The sequence below is a fragment of the Providencia sp. Je.9.19 genome (assembly GCF_051129765.1).
Classification (GTDB): domain Bacteria; phylum Pseudomonadota; class Gammaproteobacteria; order Enterobacterales; family Enterobacteriaceae; genus Providencia.
The window spans coordinates 191,413-209,582 of record NZ_JBCPSS010000007.1 but is presented as its reverse complement, the minus strand read 5'-3'; the positions used below and the strand labels follow the sequence as shown (position 1 = coordinate 209,582).

General features: G+C 36.7%; 18 protein-coding genes, 1 tRNA gene and 1 other RNA gene. 7 read left to right on the top strand and 13 right to left on the bottom strand.

Features of this window, described 5'->3' with window-relative positions; all coding sequences use genetic code 11:
* The 4 genes from AAZR93_RS19360 to dnaQ all read right to left on the bottom strand — a co-directional run.
* Positions 1 to 304, bottom strand: a 304-nt coding sequence (locus AAZR93_RS19360) for a fimbrial protein (RefSeq protein WP_434720774.1), incomplete at its 3' end; no start/stop codon positions are given.
* A gap of 262 nt (positions 305 to 566) precedes the next feature.
* Positions 567 to 962 carry a helix-turn-helix domain-containing protein gene (locus tag AAZR93_RS19355; protein WP_434720773.1) on the bottom strand — a complete coding sequence of 132 codons (396 nt, stop codon included), beginning with the start codon at positions 960 to 962 and terminating at the stop codon, positions 567 to 569.
* Positions 963 to 2,419: 1,457 nt separating this feature from the next.
* Positions 2,420 to 2,496, bottom strand: a tRNA-Asp gene (locus AAZR93_RS19350).
* 189 nt (positions 2,497 to 2,685) lie between these two features.
* Positions 2,686 to 3,447, bottom strand: a complete 762-nt coding sequence (gene dnaQ, locus AAZR93_RS19345; RefSeq protein WP_294108504.1) for a DNA polymerase III subunit epsilon — start codon at positions 3,445 to 3,447, stop codon at positions 2,686 to 2,688.
* A 60-nt stretch (positions 3,448 to 3,507) separates the two neighbouring features.
* Between dnaQ and rnhA the strand changes: the two genes are divergently transcribed.
* Entirely contained in the window at positions 3,508 to 3,978 is a 471-nt protein-coding gene (gene rnhA / locus AAZR93_RS19340; RefSeq protein WP_294108502.1) for a ribonuclease HI, read from the top strand.
* Positions 3,979 to 3,983: 5 nt separating this feature from the next.
* Here rnhA and AAZR93_RS19335 read toward each other — a convergent pair whose 3' ends face one another.
* The gene (locus tag AAZR93_RS19335) at positions 3,984 to 4,712 is read right to left on the bottom strand and encodes a class I SAM-dependent methyltransferase (protein WP_434720772.1); all 729 of its coding nucleotides are present in this window, start codon (positions 4,710 to 4,712) and stop codon (positions 3,984 to 3,986) included.
* A 36-nt stretch (positions 4,713 to 4,748) separates the two neighbouring features.
* Here AAZR93_RS19335 and gloB point away from each other — a divergent pair, with 36 nt between their 5' ends.
* The 4 genes from gloB to AAZR93_RS19315 all read left to right on the top strand — a co-directional run bounded on the left by gloB (position 4,749) and on the right by AAZR93_RS19315 (position 8,149).
* Complete coding sequence (gene gloB / locus AAZR93_RS19330; protein ID WP_434720771.1) at positions 4,749 to 5,504, top strand: hydroxyacylglutathione hydrolase; 756 nt, start codon at positions 4,749 to 4,751, stop codon at positions 5,502 to 5,504.
* A gap of 81 nt (positions 5,505 to 5,585) precedes the next feature.
* Positions 5,586 to 6,962, top strand: coding sequence for a murein transglycosylase D (gene mltD, locus AAZR93_RS19325; RefSeq protein ID WP_434720770.1), 1,377 nt, complete (start codon positions 5,586 to 5,588; stop codon positions 6,960 to 6,962).
* A gap of 541 nt (positions 6,963 to 7,503) precedes the next feature.
* Positions 7,504 to 7,872: an Hha toxicity modulator TomB gene (tomB, locus tag AAZR93_RS19320; protein ID WP_294108494.1), complete on the top strand. Its 369-nt coding sequence runs from the start codon at positions 7,504 to 7,506 to the stop codon at positions 7,870 to 7,872.
* A 73-nt stretch (positions 7,873 to 7,945) separates the two neighbouring features.
* Positions 7,946 to 8,149 (top strand): HHA domain-containing protein, encoded by a 204-nt coding sequence (locus AAZR93_RS19315; protein ID WP_068439370.1) that lies wholly within the window; start codon positions 7,946 to 7,948, stop codon positions 8,147 to 8,149.
* 381 nt (positions 8,150 to 8,530) lie between these two features.
* Here the strand turns inward: AAZR93_RS19315 and ffs are convergent.
* Positions 8,531 to 8,627, bottom strand: an RNA gene (ffs, locus tag AAZR93_RS19310) — signal recognition particle sRNA small type.
* A gap of 175 nt (positions 8,628 to 8,802) precedes the next feature.
* Positions 8,803 to 9,261, bottom strand: a complete 459-nt coding sequence (locus AAZR93_RS19305; protein ID WP_294108484.1) for a YbaY family lipoprotein — start codon at positions 9,259 to 9,261, stop codon at positions 8,803 to 8,805.
* 242 nt (positions 9,262 to 9,503) lie between these two features.
* Here AAZR93_RS19305 and tesB point away from each other — a divergent pair, with 242 nt between their 5' ends.
* Positions 9,504 to 10,385 carry an acyl-CoA thioesterase II gene (gene tesB, locus AAZR93_RS19300; protein ID WP_434720780.1) on the top strand — a complete coding sequence of 294 codons (882 nt, stop codon included), beginning with the start codon at positions 9,504 to 9,506 and terminating at the stop codon, positions 10,383 to 10,385.
* A 93-nt stretch (positions 10,386 to 10,478) separates the two neighbouring features.
* On the opposite strand, the gene amtB is transcribed toward tesB, so the two are convergent.
* The 5 genes from amtB to AAZR93_RS19275 form a co-directional block, all read right to left on the bottom strand.
* Positions 10,479 to 11,762, bottom strand: coding sequence for an ammonium transporter AmtB (gene amtB, locus AAZR93_RS19295; RefSeq protein ID WP_434720769.1), 1,284 nt, complete (start codon positions 11,760 to 11,762; stop codon positions 10,479 to 10,481).
* 10 nt (positions 11,763 to 11,772) lie between these two features.
* Positions 11,773 to 12,111: a P-II family nitrogen regulator gene (locus AAZR93_RS19290; RefSeq protein WP_294108480.1), complete on the bottom strand. Its 339-nt coding sequence runs from the start codon at positions 12,109 to 12,111 to the stop codon at positions 11,773 to 11,775.
* A 176-nt stretch (positions 12,112 to 12,287) separates the two neighbouring features.
* Complete coding sequence (locus tag AAZR93_RS19285; RefSeq protein WP_294108479.1) at positions 12,288 to 14,072, bottom strand: SmdB family multidrug efflux ABC transporter permease/ATP-binding protein; 1,785 nt, start codon at positions 14,070 to 14,072, stop codon at positions 12,288 to 12,290.
* Positions 14,069 to 15,814: a SmdA family multidrug ABC transporter permease/ATP-binding protein gene (locus AAZR93_RS19280; RefSeq protein ID WP_434720768.1), complete on the bottom strand. Its 1,746-nt coding sequence runs from the start codon at positions 15,812 to 15,814 to the stop codon at positions 14,069 to 14,071. Before AAZR93_RS19280 ends, AAZR93_RS19285 begins: the two co-directional genes overlap by 4 nt.
* 91 nt (positions 15,815 to 15,905) lie before the next feature.
* Positions 15,906 to 16,367 carry an Lrp/AsnC family transcriptional regulator gene (locus AAZR93_RS19275; protein ID WP_294108475.1) on the bottom strand — a complete coding sequence of 154 codons (462 nt, stop codon included), beginning with the start codon at positions 16,365 to 16,367 and terminating at the stop codon, positions 15,906 to 15,908.
* Positions 16,368 to 16,710: 343 nt separating this feature from the next.
* Between AAZR93_RS19275 and queC the strand changes: the two genes are divergently transcribed.
* Entirely contained in the window at positions 16,711 to 17,409 is a 699-nt protein-coding gene (gene queC, locus AAZR93_RS19270; RefSeq protein WP_294108474.1) for a 7-cyano-7-deazaguanine synthase QueC, read from the top strand.
* Positions 17,410 to 17,482: 73 nt separating this feature from the next.
* On the opposite strand, the gene AAZR93_RS19265 is transcribed toward queC, so the two are convergent.
* A complete protein-coding gene (locus AAZR93_RS19265) occupies positions 17,483 to 17,911 on the bottom strand; it encodes an acyl-CoA thioesterase (protein WP_434720767.1) in 429 nt (142 codons plus the stop codon).
* Positions 17,912 to 18,170 lie beyond the last annotated feature (259 nt).

The following is an 18,170-nucleotide window of genomic DNA, read 5'->3' as shown; positions in this document are numbered from 1 at the left end:
CTTCACCATCAGTTGACGTTGCTTCAGTACCAGCGAAAGTAATAGTCACTTCGTTAGATTTTTCTAAATTACAGCCTTCCAGCTTGATAGAGAAAGGTTGAGCTGAAGATTCGCCACCAGCAGTCAGAGTTACGTTAGAAACTTGACCCAGTTCAACAGTTTGGTTTTCTTCGCCTGGTGCGATTGAACATGGCGCAGTAATGATTGAACCGTTAAAAGTCACAGTACCTGAACCTGCATCAACAGCTAAAGCAGATGCACTCATTACGCCAGAAATCAGGGTTGCTAAAATAATCTTTTTCATATTGGCCTCTAAAATAAAAATAATTGCACTTTAAATAAAAGGAATGTTCGCTAAAAACATTCAGATGTGTTCATACCTAATCATTTAGGTATAAATAATTAAAAAATAAGTCTAATTAAAATAAAGTCTTTATATTTAATTAATTTCAAAAAAAACAATTACAATATAAATTCATAACATGCTGATATTAAATAAACATTTAAAAGACATTAAAATGTACATTAATGTAATTTAATATATTTAAAGAATATAAAATAAACGATCAGCCCCATAAATTACTTTGGTTATATCGTCCAAATGTTTCTAATTGTTTTTTTAAAGCTTCTGATTGATTTACAGAAGTAAACACGTTGTGATATTTTACACAAAGTTTTTTTTCCGTCTCAAATGCACGTAAAAATACTTGATTAAAAAAATCAGTTAATGGCACATTAAGCACATTTAAAATAATAATTAATGTATCAACTGTTAAGTTACAAACACCACATTCATAGCGTGATATTTGCTGCTGAGAAACGTTAACGAGAATAGCTAATTCCTTACCCGTCATTGATCGCTCCTTACGCAATTTATGTATTTCCTTTCCGACAGCTTCGGTAAAAGTAGTCCTTGAATTATTTAATTTACCTTCGTATATTTTTACTGTATTTACATCCACTATTACACCCCATAAATTAAATTAGCTATTTAATAAAACCTAATGCATAAAAAATTGGCCAGATAAAAAATGAGACAATTCAATAATGCCAATAAAAATAAAACATCACTTCGTTAATTAAACTTATAATGACTAACTCATCGGATATGGAATATGTATAATCACTTATACATATCAATTAAATTAAATTTCACGTTATGTTCACTCGCTCAATGCTTATTAATTTACTTGAGTAGATATTTAAAATCAAACTCATTTCACTCTGCCCAGTTGTGAAAATGACCTCAAATTACACAAATTAAGAGTAAATTAAATTTCAACCAGACTAGTGGTATTGCAGCATTGGCCAGACATCTTCTTGAGAGCATCAATTAAAAATAGCGTTTAACACCAAAAACTGGATGATTACGATTTAAATAAAGCTTAAAAAACTGTTTTTTATAAACAATCATACTCTCTAACAATAGTAGAAATAAATTAATTTATTAAATATATATTCAGATTAAAAAAAACAAAAAAAACTCAATATTTTCATAATGATAGAGAAATGATTATTTTTTATCATAATAGACTCAAATATTTCCATCGGTTAAACATTACACTAAACTTAATATATTGATCTCACTTAAGTCAAAATTCAACTTCCTTCTATTAAGTTAAAGAAGAAAACTAACTAGTAATACAGCTACTGAATTTACCTTAAGATAATAACCAGTATCTAACATAATATAGTTCCTACATTTTAAAATCTTATTATGAGCATCCAATACCTAAGGTCATTCATTGAAACATGAACTACCCTCTGGTTTTAAATTTTTATTTATTTCTGAATTAACCAAAAAAATAGCTACTGCCCGATATTTTCATATCATGGTTTAGATGGAGGAATTTCACTCCTTATATTTTTTAACTTAAGTATACGTATAGACGTGAAAGGAAAATGACACAATAGGAAAACCTGTTATTTAGAGTTTAATATTGACGTCAAATCAAATAAGAAATTGGAATAAAAAATAGCTTTCTATTTCAAAATTAGAAAATAATGATTAAACAATATAAATTTCTATTCAATATCATCAACCATCACACTCATGCCACCAAATGTCTATGCCTTATATTATAGTTCTTATTCACATCAAAGACCCCACAATAAACAAGATTATTTCATTCATTATGTGACTCACATAATTTTATTTCCAATAGACCTAAAAAACTACGGACTTTCTTATTATTTATGTTTATGTTTACATATTATTTGAGCCTACGATACTCTCAGATAACACATATGACTCGCCGCTCAGCTAATAATTTTCTTGATTGGTATGTTGTAAATTTTCATATCCAAACAAATTAATAACCGCAATTAATAGGCAAGGCAGCGCAAATAAAAACGCAACAGATCATGCTCTAAACGCAAAAAAAAACGCCATGCTAATAAATAGCATGGCGTTATAATGTGGCGGAACGGACGGGACTCGAACCCGCGACCCCCTGCGTGACAGGCAGGTATTCTAACCAACTGAACTACCGCTCCGAATGTTCCCTACTGGGAACGTCGAGCATATTACGAAGACTTCGGGTTGCAGTCAATACTTTTTCTTGAAAAATCGCGTAGTTGAACAGTTTTTAGCCTTAACACAGCCTCAATACGAATTTAATTCTGATTTATCGATTTAATCGCTTATTTAACCAGCAACATCGAATAAAAATACAGTATCAATGTTTAATGTATATTTTCATCTTCATCTACAGGTTGTCGCCATAAACAAGGCTTTCCCCCTTTTTTATCGACAATATCAAGCCGCGCCTCATGAGCGACAATTTCCTCATCAGAAGCATATATCACAGATAAACCACTTGTAGGGCGAGTAATTCGCTGAATTCCCTGCTCAGTTTTATTATTTGCTGAATCGCCATCCAAAGAAAAAGACAAGGAGGTCTGTCCCCCTGTCATCGCTAGATAAACATCAGATAAAATCTCAGCATCGAGTAAAGCTCCGTGCAACTGACGCTTTGAGTTATCAATTAAATAACGATCACAAAGTGCATCTAAGTTATTTCGTTTACCCGGGAATATTTTTCGTGCTAAAACTAAGCTATCAGTAATCGTACAAAACTCTGCTGTTGGTGGAATCCCTCGGTTAAGCTTACGAAACTCATGATCCATAAAGCCAATATCAAAGGGTGCGTTATGGATCACCAACTCAGCACCACGAATAAATTCAATGAATTCATCGGCAATATCAGCAAATACAGGCTGACTTTGTAAAAACTCATCACTAATACCATGAATTTCAAAAGCTTCAGGATCCACTAAACGGTCAGGTTTGATATAAACATGGAAATTACGTCCTGTCAGTCTACGATTAATCACCTCAACAGCACCAATTTCTATAATGTTGTGACCTTCATAGTGAACACCCAGCTTATTCATACCTGTGGTTTCAGTATCAAGGACAATTTGTCTTGTTATCGCCGTGCTCATCATGTTTTTTTGTGTCACACTATGATTAATAATTAATGAATAAAGTAGAGTTTACCAGAAATGATAAAGCAGGTAGAAATTTTCACTGATGGTTCTTGTTTAGGCAATCCAGGACCCGGCGGGTATGGTGTTGTTTTACGTTACCAACAGCATGAAAAAACACTCAGTGAAGGTTTTTTTCTAACCACAAATAATCGTATGGAATTGCTAGGGGCAATTGTAGCCTTAGAGTCTCTATCCAGGCCCTGCGATATTATTTTAACCACAGATAGCCAATACGTTCGCCAAGGTATCACCCAATGGATCCATAGCTGGAAACGTAAACAATGGCGAAAAGCAGATAAATCCCCAGTCGTAAATGTCGATTTATGGAAGCGGCTCGATGAAGCAATTGTTCGTCATACCATTGATTGGCGTTGGGTTAAAGGCCATGCAGGACACCCTGAAAATGAGAAATGTGATGAGCTCGCACGCTTAGCCGCATCTTCGCCAACTAAAGAAGATACCGGCTATCAACCTGCTAAAAATTAAAATCACTATTTGATAAAGTCTGAACGTTTACTTATCTCTTTGGCAGCGCCCAATGCAGAACCTATTTTCATTTTAGGTTGCTTAAATTTTAGCGGCGTTGGGGTCAAAGGATAAGTGCGTTTTCTTGCAACAATGGTACTTATCACGCCTATTCCCCCCAAATTTTTATTTAGCCGCCGTTCAGGTGACATCCACGGGATAACTTGGCAATTGTGATGATATAACACCTCATAATTCAATAAACCAAGCCAATCAAAAACCCTTAATGAAGGAAAAAAACGACTACAATAAGGTTGTTTTTTTCGAAGAACAGGGATTAATTTAGCCACTCCCGCTAAGCTAAAGGGATTAAATCCAGAAATCACTAGCCAACCATCGTCCATTAGCACCCGATCAACTTCACGTAGAATCCAGTGAGGGTCATGACTATAAGCCAAACAATGGGACATCAAACATGCATCAATGGATCTGTCCGCAAAAGGCAACGCAGAAGCGCTAGCAATCACCTGCGCACGAGGATCATTATTGCTAACATTAAATTGATGGGCGATCATGCACTCTTTAGTCTGGATTTCAGCGCTCAAATGACCTAATTTAAGCAAATGAAAACCAAACATTTTAGGCCACCAAGGACGAAGTTGGTTTTCTAACGCTTGGCGGTATTGTTCACCAAAAGGAATATCAGACCAACTAACTGGCATTTGAAATTGTTTCTCAATACGCGCAGGCTTCATGAAATCCCCCTTTAATAGTAGAATGTCGAGGTTATTATGGAATTAATACGAGTCCCTGCGTTAAACGATAATTACATTTGGGTCCTCGCTGATAACCAACATCAGTGTATCATCGTTGATCCAGCACAAGCAGATCCTGTGCTTAAAATCATCACCTCAAAGAAATTAACCCCTGTCGCTATTTTACTCACCCATCACCATAATGATCATACTGATGGTGTAAAAGGTCTTTTAAAGGTGTTTTCTACATTACCTGTTTTTGGTCCAAAAGAAACTATCGCCAAAGGAATAACAGAACAAGTTAATGAAGGTGACAACGTTGCAATTGGCCAATTTAACTTTCAAGTTCTCGCACTACCAGGCCACACACTGGGTCATATCGGTTTCTACCAAGCTCCTTATTTATTTTGTGGTGATACCTTATTTTCAGCAGGTTGTGGTCGTATTTTTGAAGGCACACCTGAACAAATGTTCCAATCAATTCAAAAAATTGCCAACCTACCTGATGAAACATTAATATGTTGTGCCCATGAATATACGCTATCAAACCTAAAATTTGCGCATCATATTTGGCCGGAAAATATGGCGATTACACAATATTTAACAGAAGTGACTACCGCGCGAGCCAAACAACAAGCAACACTTCCTAGCCTATTGAAAAAAGAGAGAAATATTAATATTTTTCTACAATGTGATAATCCGGAACTACAACAAAAATTAAAGATTAACATTCCAAATCCACCATTAAGAGCCGTTTTTACCTTGTTACGTCAATTAAAAGATCAATATTGAAGTTTAATCATTGTCATCTTCGGGTGAGATTAGTATTATTGTTCGACTTTTAAACATGAAAATAAAGAACAATAGAAAATAATGAAGATAATAGCGACTCTCATCGCCATTGTTCTGCTTGCGGGATGCCAAACTGCACCGAATAAAGTGAAGCAGAGCAAGCCTTCAGCAAATCATACTGTAGAAACTATTGCATCACATAACCAGGCTGCAAGTAGACAGCAACCAAAGGCTGATTATGACCTTTGGGGCTACATTAGCGATGAGTTGAAAATGAATGTTCCTAATAATCCACAAATTAGGGAATTGGCAAATAATTACGCAACTAAACAAAATTTCATCTACGATGTAACTGTAAGGGCAGAGCCTTATATGTACTTAATTGTAGATGAAATTAATGAACGCAATTTGCCCATGGAATTAGCCTTAATTCCAATTATAGAAAGTTCATTTAACCCAAAAGCCACCTCTCCCGCTCAAGCCGCAGGACTTTGGCAAATCGTTCCAATCACAGCCCGCTCATATGGGTTAAAACAAACCCAATGGGTAGATGAACGCCGAGATGTTCTAACCTCAACTAATGCTGCCTTCGATTTACTCGAAAATCTCAACGTCATGTTTGGTCATGACTGGGAACTGACTTTAGCCGCTTATAATTGTGGTGAAGGCTGTGTTATGAACGCGATTAAAAAGAATGAAGCGGCAGGACTGCCTACTGATTTCTGGTCTCTTTCTTTGCCTAAAGAAACAAAACAATATGTGCCAAAAATCTTAGCACTAAGCCAAGTATTAAGAGAGCCTGAAAAATATCAAGTTACCTTACCAACAAGTAATAAAAATAGAGCATTAACTCAAATTGACGTTGGTCAACAAATAACATTAACTCAAGCGGCTGAATTAACAGGCCTTACTGAGGAATCGATTAAAACTTATAATTCAGGATATACACGGGGAATTACCTCGCCTAATGGTCCGCATTATATAATGTTACCAACAGCAAAAGCTGAACAATTTAAAGTTTCATTATCTGATCAAGATGTACTCGATAATATTCGTCTTGCTGCGGCGCAAAACCAACAAAATCGAACTGCACATCAAAACAATTTAGCCAGCCAAAGCAATTCATCTCGTCAAGCTAAAAGCCTTAACTATAAAGTCCGCAAAGGTGAATCATTAGCCAGTATTGCAAAAAAACACAATATGACGGTTAAAAATCTTCAACAGCTCAATGGACTTAAAACAGCTAGCCGTATTGCTCCAGGACAAGTTCTGAAAGTAAAAAGTCCGGTGCCAAAGGCAAACAATCGCAAAACACAAGTATATAAAGTGAGAAAAGGTGACTCTTATTACAGCATTGCCAAACGTCATGGTATTAAACTCAATGATTTAATGAATTGGAACTCTGGTGTCAAAATGGCTGATTTGAAACCGGGTGTCACCCTAAACTTATATTTATAAAATGTGTTATCACAAAACAAAGTCCCTGCCCACGAGATCAGCAGGGACGTTTTATTATTAATCTTTAATTATTTTCATTTTATTCCATCGTTGAAGATCAATTATTAAAATATCAAACAAGTTTTTACTCACCACACCTTTAGTTTAAAAAATTTTTTTCTTTGTACTAAAATGTACAATTAGGTTAAGGCAACTTAAACCTTTCATAAAGTTGAGTTTAGTCAAAACTAAAAATAAAAACTGTCTATTGGCAACTAATGAATCAGAAAAAAGTAGTGACTGGATGGTGACTTATGCAATAATAATGCTATTATCTTCGGCGAGGCGATACAGCTTGAGCTGCCGGCCCGTATTTGAATATTACTTATATATTTATTGATAATCTTTAAAATTCACCTGAATAGTAATAATCTTATATTTATCAATATATTAATTCCTATATTTTTATATTGAACTTTGGTGCTTTTATTTAGTTAACATTATATTATTATTGATATAGAAATACACATAGCAAAGGTCAGATTCGCCAGCGGAGGTGATTATGGATGAATATTCACCCAAAAAACATGATATAGCAGAGTTAAAATATTTGTGTAACAGCTTAAATCGAGATGCGATACTAAGCTTACAAAAAACGAATACCCATTGGATAAACGATCTCAGTTCTCAACAAAGCGCAAACCTCAATGAGCTCATTGAACATATTGCGTCTTTTGTTTGGCGATTTAAAATCAAATACCCAAAAGAAAACCTCGTTATATCATTAGTTGAAGAATATCTTGATGAGACATATAATTTATTCGGTAGCCCTGTAATAACGCTTAGTGAGATTATTGACTGGGAAAGTATGAATCAAAACATTGTCTCTGTTCTAGATGATGATTTAAAATGTCTAGCCAGTAAAACATAAAGATATCATTTACCTATAAGCAAACTATAACATAATATGTTATAAAGTTTTTTTTCATAAAAGAAAGGGCGTTATGACCAAATTTGATTATCTGATGCGTTTAAGAAAATGCACAACAATTGAAACACTTGAGCGTGTCATTGAAAAAAATAAATACGAACTATCTGAGGATGAGTTAGAGTTATTTTATTCAGCAGCAGACCACCGTCTTGCAGAACTCACAATGAATAAACTTTACGATAAAATACCGCCATCCGTTTGGAAATTTGTTAGATAATATCTTACAAACACACACAGTTAGTAAATAGTTATAGCCGGTAACATACTTATCGGCTCGACTGAATTCCTTATACCTAAAATTTAGCATTACATAATGTTAATTTACATCACTGCTCACCATTATATTTCTCATATATAACTACTTAATGCTAATTTAACATTTAATGCGATTATTCAAATATAAATATCCTTTCACTTTTATCTTTCAATTATAAGTAAATAATCAATTTTAGTGTAATAAATATAAATATTGTTTTATACCGATAGTCTTTAGCGGGTAGCAGAAATAAAGCCTAAGTGGGTGAACACCAGATGGCAAATTTTTATATAAGAAGTAGGGAATTTAGTATGAAAGGGGCAATTATCAGTTGGGTGGGAACTCTGCCAGCGACATCCCGGCACACACGACCCCTGCCATGGCTGCTTCCTTCCGGACCTGACCAAGTTAACAAGTTAGCGTTGCGGGAGAACCAACAGAGTCCCCATTGAGTGCTTTTTTCAAAGCATGGGCATTATGCTTGATAGGCAGTAAAATAGCAAGGAAGCACCTACTGAATGCTGTTTTATTGCACAGATAATCCTAATCTATACAACAAGTAAAGGTAGCTAGAAATAACTCATGATGAAATCGCTAAGTGGCTTATAAACTAATTAGTTAGCAGGAACTACCAGCACATCGACATTGTTATCTATTCCATTATTAATCACTTCAATAACCGTATTAGAAAGATATAAAAGCTGACCATCTGCACTCACTGATGCACTTATCGTTATCGTAGCATCGGGTCGAACTTCATTTTTCAGATAAGTGAGCTCAAAGGGTATCGATTGCCGATTATTTAACTCTGTATAATACTTTTGTGACAAGATCAGTGCAGGTAAATCCATCATCGAAGTATCTGCTAATGTAATAGTTAACACTGCACTCTCAGGTAGCTTAGTATTTTTAACAATGTTCACCTTGCCATCTATTTTACCAGAATCCACTTTTTGAGTGCCATGATCCCTTTTGCCATGTAACATTTTCTCATTCGGCTTTGTTAAATTTCCTTCACAGCCTGCTAAGAAAAACAAAATAAGTAAGCTAGCAATATAGTGATGTAGTTTCATTATAATCACCTATAAAACAATAAATTAGTGAAGAATTATTATTAATATTTAACATTAATATGGAACATCTCATTAAGACAATCAAAAAAGTATAGCGAATATAAATAAAATAATGAAATAGTATTTCAAATTGTAACCAAAAGTGAATTTAAAGCTATCTTAATAGAACGCATCTACCTATTTCCTGAAAATAATGGGAAAATACCGCCATCTGATATTTTTTAATCATGTCTAAGGTCACTATGAGCCCAGAATTACAGAATCTAATCAATCTAATTGAACTTGAAAAAATTGAAGAAGGTATTTTTCGAGGACAAAGTGAAGATCTTGGTTTACCTCAAGTTTTTGGTGGGCAAGTTGTTGGTCAAGCCATGTATGCCGCTAAACAAACTATTCCTGATGACAGAGTAATCACCTCTTTTCACAGTTATTTTTTACGTCCTGGCGATAGCATGCGCCCGATTGTATACGATGTAGAAATCTTGCGTGATGGCGGTAGTTTTAGCACTCGACGTATTAGTGCAATACAACATGGCAAACCTATCTTTTTTATGACAGCTTCATTTCAGTCACAAGAAGAAGGTTACAGTCACCAAAATTTGATGCCTGATGTTCCTGCTCCTTCACAACTGATTTCACAAGATGTCATTATTCAAAGTTTAGCGGATAAACTACCTGAATCCGTCAAAAAATACGCTTTACGTCCAACACCTTTTGAATTTCGCCCGGTTGAGTTCTACAGCCCATTTGATAGTGCGCCCCAAGAACCTTTCCGCTACATTTGGTTTAAAGCAAAAGGTCAATTACCTGACATCCCATCATTGCATCATTATTTATTAGGCTATGCGTCTGATTACAATTTTCTACCCGCTGCCTTACAACCCCATGGTCGCGGATTTATGGAACGTGATTTACAAGTTGCCACTATCGACCATTCAATGTGGTTCCATCGCCCATTTAAAATAGATGACTGGTTACTGTATGCAGTTGAAAGCCCTTCGGCTTCAGGGGGTCGAGGATTTGTAAAAGGACAGATTTATAGCCCTCAAGGGGATTTAGTCGCAACAGCAGTGCAAGAAGGTGTTATTCGAAAAAGAAAGGCAAATGTGACATCGCCGCAATAAAAGTAAGCAATCACTTACCTTAATACAATGAAAAAAATGAGCCGCAAACTATTGCGGCCATTAACTGAGTGCGATTAACTAAATATACTAAGGTTAGTTATAAGCGCTTTCACCATGTGAAGTGATATCTAAACCTTCTCTCTCTTGTTCTACACTGATCCGCAAACCTGCGATTTTATCGGCAATAGTGAAGGCAATATAAGCAACGACGGCTGTCCATATGATACAAACCAATATACTGAATGCCTGTATACCAACTTGCTTCATCATTGTCACCCCCTCTGCAAAGCCAGTACCACCGAGAGATGCCGCGGTGAATACACCAGTAAGCAAACAACCTACGATGCCACAAACTCCATGCACACCAAATACATCGCAAACGTCATCAACTTTTAACCAACGTTTCAAGATGACTACGCCCCACAAACCTGCGAAACCAGAAAGTAGCCCAATAATTAGTGCCCCACCAACACCGACAGTACCAGCCGCAGGTGTCACGCCAACTAAGCCCGCTAAGCATCCTGAACATGCACCTAATAAAGAAGGCTTATCTCTAAAAATCCATTCTGCTAATGTCCATGATAATATTGCACCAGAAGCCGCTACCACCGTATTAACGAACGCTAATGCAGCAACACCATTTGCACTTCCAGCAGACCCCGCATTAAAACCAAACCAGCCGATGAATAGAATCGAAGTTCCCATAAATACCATCGGCAAATTATGCGGTTTAATCGCCTCTCGACCAAATCCAGTACGTTTACCGAGTAAGTAAGCACCAACTAAACCAGCTACCGCAGCATTAATATGTACAACAGTACCACCAGCAAAATCAAGCGCGCCATCTTGTGCGAGTAGCCCACCGCCCCATACCATATGAGCCATTGGGATATATGCAAAAGTCGTCCAAATAAGGGTGAAAATTAGTATGGCTGAAAATTTAACTCTTTCCCCTAAAGCACCGACAATAAGCGCAACAGTCAAACAAGCGAAAGCGCCTTGAAATGCAACATGAACAAATTGAGGAATGGTCGCAGACAAGCTATCAACCGTAATATCTTTTAACATAAATTGGCTGAAGCCACCGAAGATGCTATTACCTTCACTAAAGGCTAGGCTATAACCATAGATAACCCAAATAACAGAAACTAAAGCAAGGATCACCGTAGTTTGTGCCATAAGTGAGAGCACATTTTTACTTCTGAGTAGCCCACCATAAAATAGTGCGATCCCTGGCATTATCATGAATATAACTAGTGCGGTACAAATCATCATAAAAGCATTATCTGCCTTATCAAGACTCTCCCCAGATGCAAGCACATTGATTGGAAAACTACCCAGTATTAGCAAATATAAGTATTGAAACCATTTACCCATTTTCATTCTCCTAAAGTGCATCGTCTTGTTTTTCACCCGTCCGAATACGGACAGCCTGCTCGAGTTGTAGGACGAATATTTTCCCATCCCCCACTTGCCCGGTATTTGCTGTTTTTTCTATTGATTCAATAACGGCTTCAGCAAGCTCATCGGGTACGGCGATTTCCATTCTCACTTTAGGCAAAAAATCCACCGTATATTCTGCTCCACGGTATAATTCTGAATGCCCTTTTTGTCGACCAAAACCTCGCACTTCTGCAATGGTGAGTCCTTGTATACCAATATCAGAAAGTGCCTCCCTAACTTCATCTAATTTGAACGGTTTAATGATTGCGATGATATATTTCATTTCCTCTCCAATAATTTAGATATCCAATAAACTCACTACCCCTGTTTAACTGCATAAGTCATTGAGCAAATAACATGCCAAGAATAATTATCTTTATAATTCAATGGATAACAAAAAAACAAAAGGCTATCCAATTGGATAGCCTTTTAAAATGCATTATTAGAGTGCAATAACAGTTAAGTTAGTAACATTTCAGGTTCAATTTCATCACGAGAATCCAACAATTCACCGACCTGTTGTAATTGGTACATTTGATAATAGCGACCTTTTTGCTGCAAAAGTTGAGCATGATTTCCTTGCTCTACGATTGCACCACGATGAAGCACGACCACTTGATCTGCATCTACAATTGTCGATAATCGATGCGCTATCACTACCAATGTCGTCGTTTTGCGGATCATTCGTAGCGCTTTTTGGATAGCCTGCTCCGTACCTGAATCAATATTTGCAGTGGCTTCGTCTAAAATTAAAATTTTAGGTGTAATAACAAGCACTCGAGCCATCGCTAACAACTGCCTCTGCCCAACAGAAAGTGTATTACCTTGCTCTCCGAGTAGCGTATCAAGCCCCTCAGGAAGTAAGCGAACATGCTCTGCCAATTGCACAGTTTCTAATACCTGCCACACTTTTTCTTGGGTGACATCTCGTCCTAATGCTACATTATCAAAAAATGATGTCGCCAGTACCACTGGATCTTGTTGCACCATCGCAATATCATTACGTAGGATCTGATGAGACAACGAATTCAAATCGCGCCCACCCAATAAGATTTCACCTTGCTGCCAAGGATAATATCCCATAATTAAATTTGCGATGGTGCTTTTACCACTTCCGGTATGACCAACTAATGCCACAAAATTATTTTCAGGAATATTAAGATTAATATCGTTAAGAACCGTTTTGTCATCACGATAAGCAAATGTCAGATGATTGATTGCTATTGAGCCATTTTGCAATGGCGCAATACTTTCTCCATATTCCTGTTTAGGACTATCCATCAATTCAAAGACACGCTCTCCCGACACCACAGCTTGCTGTAACATAGATTGCTGAGAAGTTAGCTCAATTAATGGTTCATTCAATCGGCCTAAATAATTAATAAATGCATAGAGGACACCAACACCTATTGTTGTGGAACCTTCAAAACCAAATAGCAGCAGTAATCCACACAGAACCATAGCCGAAAATAAGCTGAGTAATGGACGCAATAACAATCCATCCAATTTTAACGCTTTCATTCTAGCTAAGTAATGCTGTTGGCTAACATCTTGAAGTTTAGCGCCAAACCTTGCCTGCTGTAAAAATTGCTGGATAACCGTCATACCATTAATGACTTCATTGAAACCATTATTTATATCTGCAAGATAAGATCTTACCCGTCGAATTATCGGTGTACTTAGGCGCTGATAAACAATCATGACAATAAATACAGCTGGAAAAATCATCACAGCCACAGATGCCATTCGCCAATCCAATGAGAACATGGCCACTAACATGGCACAAATCAAAGCTAAGCTACGAAACACAGTGGGAACAACCATCACAAAAAGATCTTTAATCACCTCAGTGTCATTGGTTACGCGAGAAATAATTTGTCCAACAGGCTGTTTATCAAAAGCACTTAATGGCTGCCTGAGTGCAGCATTCATGACTTCTGCTCGTAATGTTTGAACAACACCAACTGATGCTTTATTAAATAATATTATTTGATAATAATGTAATAAGGCAGCAATCACTTGTAACAAGATAAAGCCCACCGCCATATATATTGCTAATGGCATAATTATCTGTTTTTTAGCAACCATGTGGTCAATGAAATAGCTAACGAGTAATGGGCCACTCACCTCAGCAATAGCAGCAAGCCACAGCATTGCAATTGCAATAGTCATCGTGCCGCGATGTGGTTTACCGTAAGATAACAAGCGTTTTAAAGCCGGCCATAGTGATTTTTTTTGGCTCATAAATCACCATCCAAAGCCGCTTCAATTTGTTGATAACGATACATATCCGTATACCAACCCGGCTGATTAATTAGCCCCTCATGTGCCCCTTGAATGGCAATACTACCTTGTGAAAGTACGAGTATATTATCCGCTTCAACGAGTGCAGATAATCGATGGGCACTAATAATCAGTGTTCTACCTTGTCGCCAGCGATTCAAATTTTGTAAGATAGTGAACTCCGTTTGTCCATCAACAGCAGAAAGTGCATCATCTAAAATAAGAATTTCGGTATTTTGTAGTATGGCTCTCGCAATCGAAATTCGTTGTTTTTGTCCACCTGAAAGCATAACGCCGCGCTCACCAACCTGTGTTTGATAACCTTCCGGTAAACGTAAAATATCATCATGCACACAAGCAATACGTGCAGCTTCATGTATTTGTTCTATTGATGCATCAGGTCGCCCAAGAGCTATATTACCGCCTACAGTGTCAGAAAATAAAAAAGGTGTCTGATTAACAACTGCAAGGCGAGCACGCCATTCATCTAAATGAATCTCAGATAGCGGCATGTTCTGATAACAGATATCCCCCTGAGTAACATCAAATTGACGTTGTAATAGCGTTATTAATGTAGATTTTCCAGAACCAGTAGGCCCGCACAAGCCCAAAAACCGTCCTGGTTTTAAAATAAAATCAACATTTTTAAGCACCACTCTGGAAGTTTCAGGGTAACTAAATTCTTTTATATTCGCCGTAAGTATCCCTTTTTCCTCTTGTAAAGACTGAGAACCGTCTTTAATAACTAAAGGTTCTTCTAACAGACTCAGAATACGGCTATACGCTGCACTTCCGCGCTCAACAATATTAAACATCCAAGCAAGTGCTAACATTGGCCAAATCATCAGTCCCAAATACATAATAAAACTGGTGAGTTCACCCAGTGTCAATGTTCCCTGTAACACCATCCAGCTACCACCTGCTATCGCAAGCAAGTTAGCCATACCGATAGCAATAAAAATAGTTGGATCAAAACGTGCATCTATCTTAGCCACATGCATGTTTCGTCGCCCTGCTTCTGTTGCTACCTGCTCAAATTGATTTGATTGCTTTTCTTCAAGACCGAAAGACTTGATCATGCGAATACTGGTTAAACTTTCTTGGGCATGATTATTTAAGGTTGAAAATGCACCTTGTGCATGTTTAAAACGATGATGTAGTTGATCGCCATAACGTTTAATAACTAGTGCCATAATAGGCATAGGTATTAGTGCAAGTAATGTAAGCTGCCAACTGATTTCTACACTCATCATAATCAAAACTGCACAGCCCATCACAAGGGAATCAACTAAAGTTAACACCCCTTCACCCGCAGCAAAAACGACTCTATCAACATCATTAGTCGTACGAGCAATAAGATCGCCTGTGCGATATTTAAGATAAAATGCTTGATTTTGAAGACTTAATTGTCGATAGAATTTTTGTCTTAATTGAACTGCCAATTTATAAGATGCGCCAAACAACCAAAGTCGCCACACATAACGCAGGCCATAAACGATCAATGCAATAAACAGCATCAATACAACATATGAAATTAATTGGTTTCTTGTCATGGTTTCTTTGCTAATACCATCCACAACAATACCAACCAGTCGAGGAGGAACTAGCTGTAAGATAGCAATGATAATAAGGAAGCCAATAGCCCCTAGATAGCGCCGCCATTCACTTAAAAAATACCAACTTAGTTGTGAAAATAATCGCACGTAATACTGCCTTGAGTCATGTTAATTCCGCGGTCGTCATTCAACGTTTAGTTTGAATGTAAATAATATTCAAAAAGTTCTAATCTAATAGCTAATCAGGAATAGGTAATACTGTTGTGTATTTAATTTTTTCCATTGCAAAACTTGAGGTTACATCAATTAGCCCATGAACACCATTGACCAATTTCTTATAAAACAAATCATAAGACTTCATATCATGAACTTCAACTTGCATAAGATAATCATACTCTCCGGCCATACGATAAAACATAAGAACCTCAGGAAGCAGGCTAACAAATGAAACAAATTGCTCATACCATTCACTGTTATGATGTTGAGTTTTAATCATCACTATCACAGTTAACCCTAAACCGAGCTTTTCACCATCAAGTAATGTCACTCGACCACGAATATAGCCATCGTCTTCTAAGCGCTTTAACCTTTTCCAACAAGGTGTTGATGTTAAGTTAACCGCTTCGGAGAGAACATTAAGAGATAAGCTGCTATCATTTTGTAGCAAACTGAGCAATTTTTTATCTATCTTATCTAACATGTTATCTCTCCAGATCTCAATAATGCTTAATTAATGGCTAAATAATTTAAAAACAAAAAAATGTCACTAATAACTAGTATAATAGAATTATTTTATATAAATAGGCATATTAAGGTATAAATAATGCAACAACGAATGAACGATAATCTAAAATAACGATTAAATAAGCAGTGGCATCGCTAACATAACCATTTACTAAGCCTATAAATCAGCCTTGAATCTTAGCTCACAGCTCATCGACTATAAATAGAGTGGGTCTTACTATATATAATCATGTACCTGTAAATGTTCATGCGCCTCTTATATTTTAGATAAAACAATTTTTATGACAAAGGAGATATTTATGAAACGTGCAGTTGTCGTCTTTAGCGGCGGTCAAGACTCAACGACGTGCCTCATCCAAGCATTAGAAAATTATGATGAGGTTCACTGTGTCACCTTTGATTACGGTCAACGCCATCGTGTTGAAATTGAAGTTGCTCAACAATTAAGTCAACAACTTGGCGTTACGGCCCACAAAGTATTAGATGTTAAGCTACTTAATGAGCTCGCAATTAGTAGCTTAACAAGAGATAACATCCCAGTACCCGATTATCAAGAAAGTGAAGACAGCGGGCTGCCAAGTACTTTTGTGCCAGGTCGAAATATTCTGTTTCTAACACTGGCTGCAATTTACGCTTACCAAGTACAAGCTGAAGCTGTTATTACCGGCGTCTGTGAAACTGATTTTTCAGGCTACCCAGATTGCCGAGATGAATTTGTAAAATCACTCAATCATGCCGTTGACCTTGGGCTCGCGAAGAATATTCGTTTTGAAACGCCACTCATGTGGCTAGATAAAGCCCAAACATGGGCTCTTGCAGACTCTTACGGACATCTTCAAACAATAAGAGAACAAACTCTCACTTGTTATAACGGTATTCAAGGTGATGGCTGTGGTGAATGTGCTGCATGCCATTTACGAAGCAAAGGCTTAAGTTATTATCTCGCCAATAAAGAAACGGTAATACATGCTCTAAAGCAACACTTATCACAAAATTAGTTTTTTATTACCTACCCATAATAAAAAGGCAAAATTGCGACCAGAGAGCTTATTGTTCTCTGGTCTCTTAAATCTATACATCAATGAAACCATCTGAGTGAGAAATAAATGATTCTAGCCGTTCCCTGAGTTCATTTTCAATGGTTACGGATTTATTCAATACAGTATCAATAAAAACAAAAGTGACATAGGCATCAGAAACCACCTCAGATTGCCCATTTTTAATTCTGATTATTTGTTGATAACACTGCGCACTTTTCACACCAAATTTTTCCATGCGGGTGACAACAGTAAGTTCATCGCCAAGAACAGCACCTTGGAAATAATTAACATTTATATTAACTGCGGCCATCGTAAATTTATTCTTAATTGCCCAATCAATAAAATCGAGTTCATTCATCCAATCCCATCTATCTGCTTCATAAAATTCCAGATAACGCGCATTGTTAACATGTTGGAATACATCAATATGGAAACCATATATTTTAATTTTCGTCGCCATCACTACTCCGACCAGTTTGTTTTTGATAACATAAAAATAACAAATGTTAGGCCTATGTGCTGAATAAATATCATTTCTAAGACATAGCTCGCAAATTAATGTATGTCCATTCATTTTCAGTACAACAAATAATCTAAAAATCTATCAGCATTTCAACTTTTCATTATTTAAATAAGTAAGCACCCATAATTTTATATGGGTGTTTATCCTTCTCAATAATTCAAGACGCATGCAAATGATCAGCGAATATCGTCAGGTT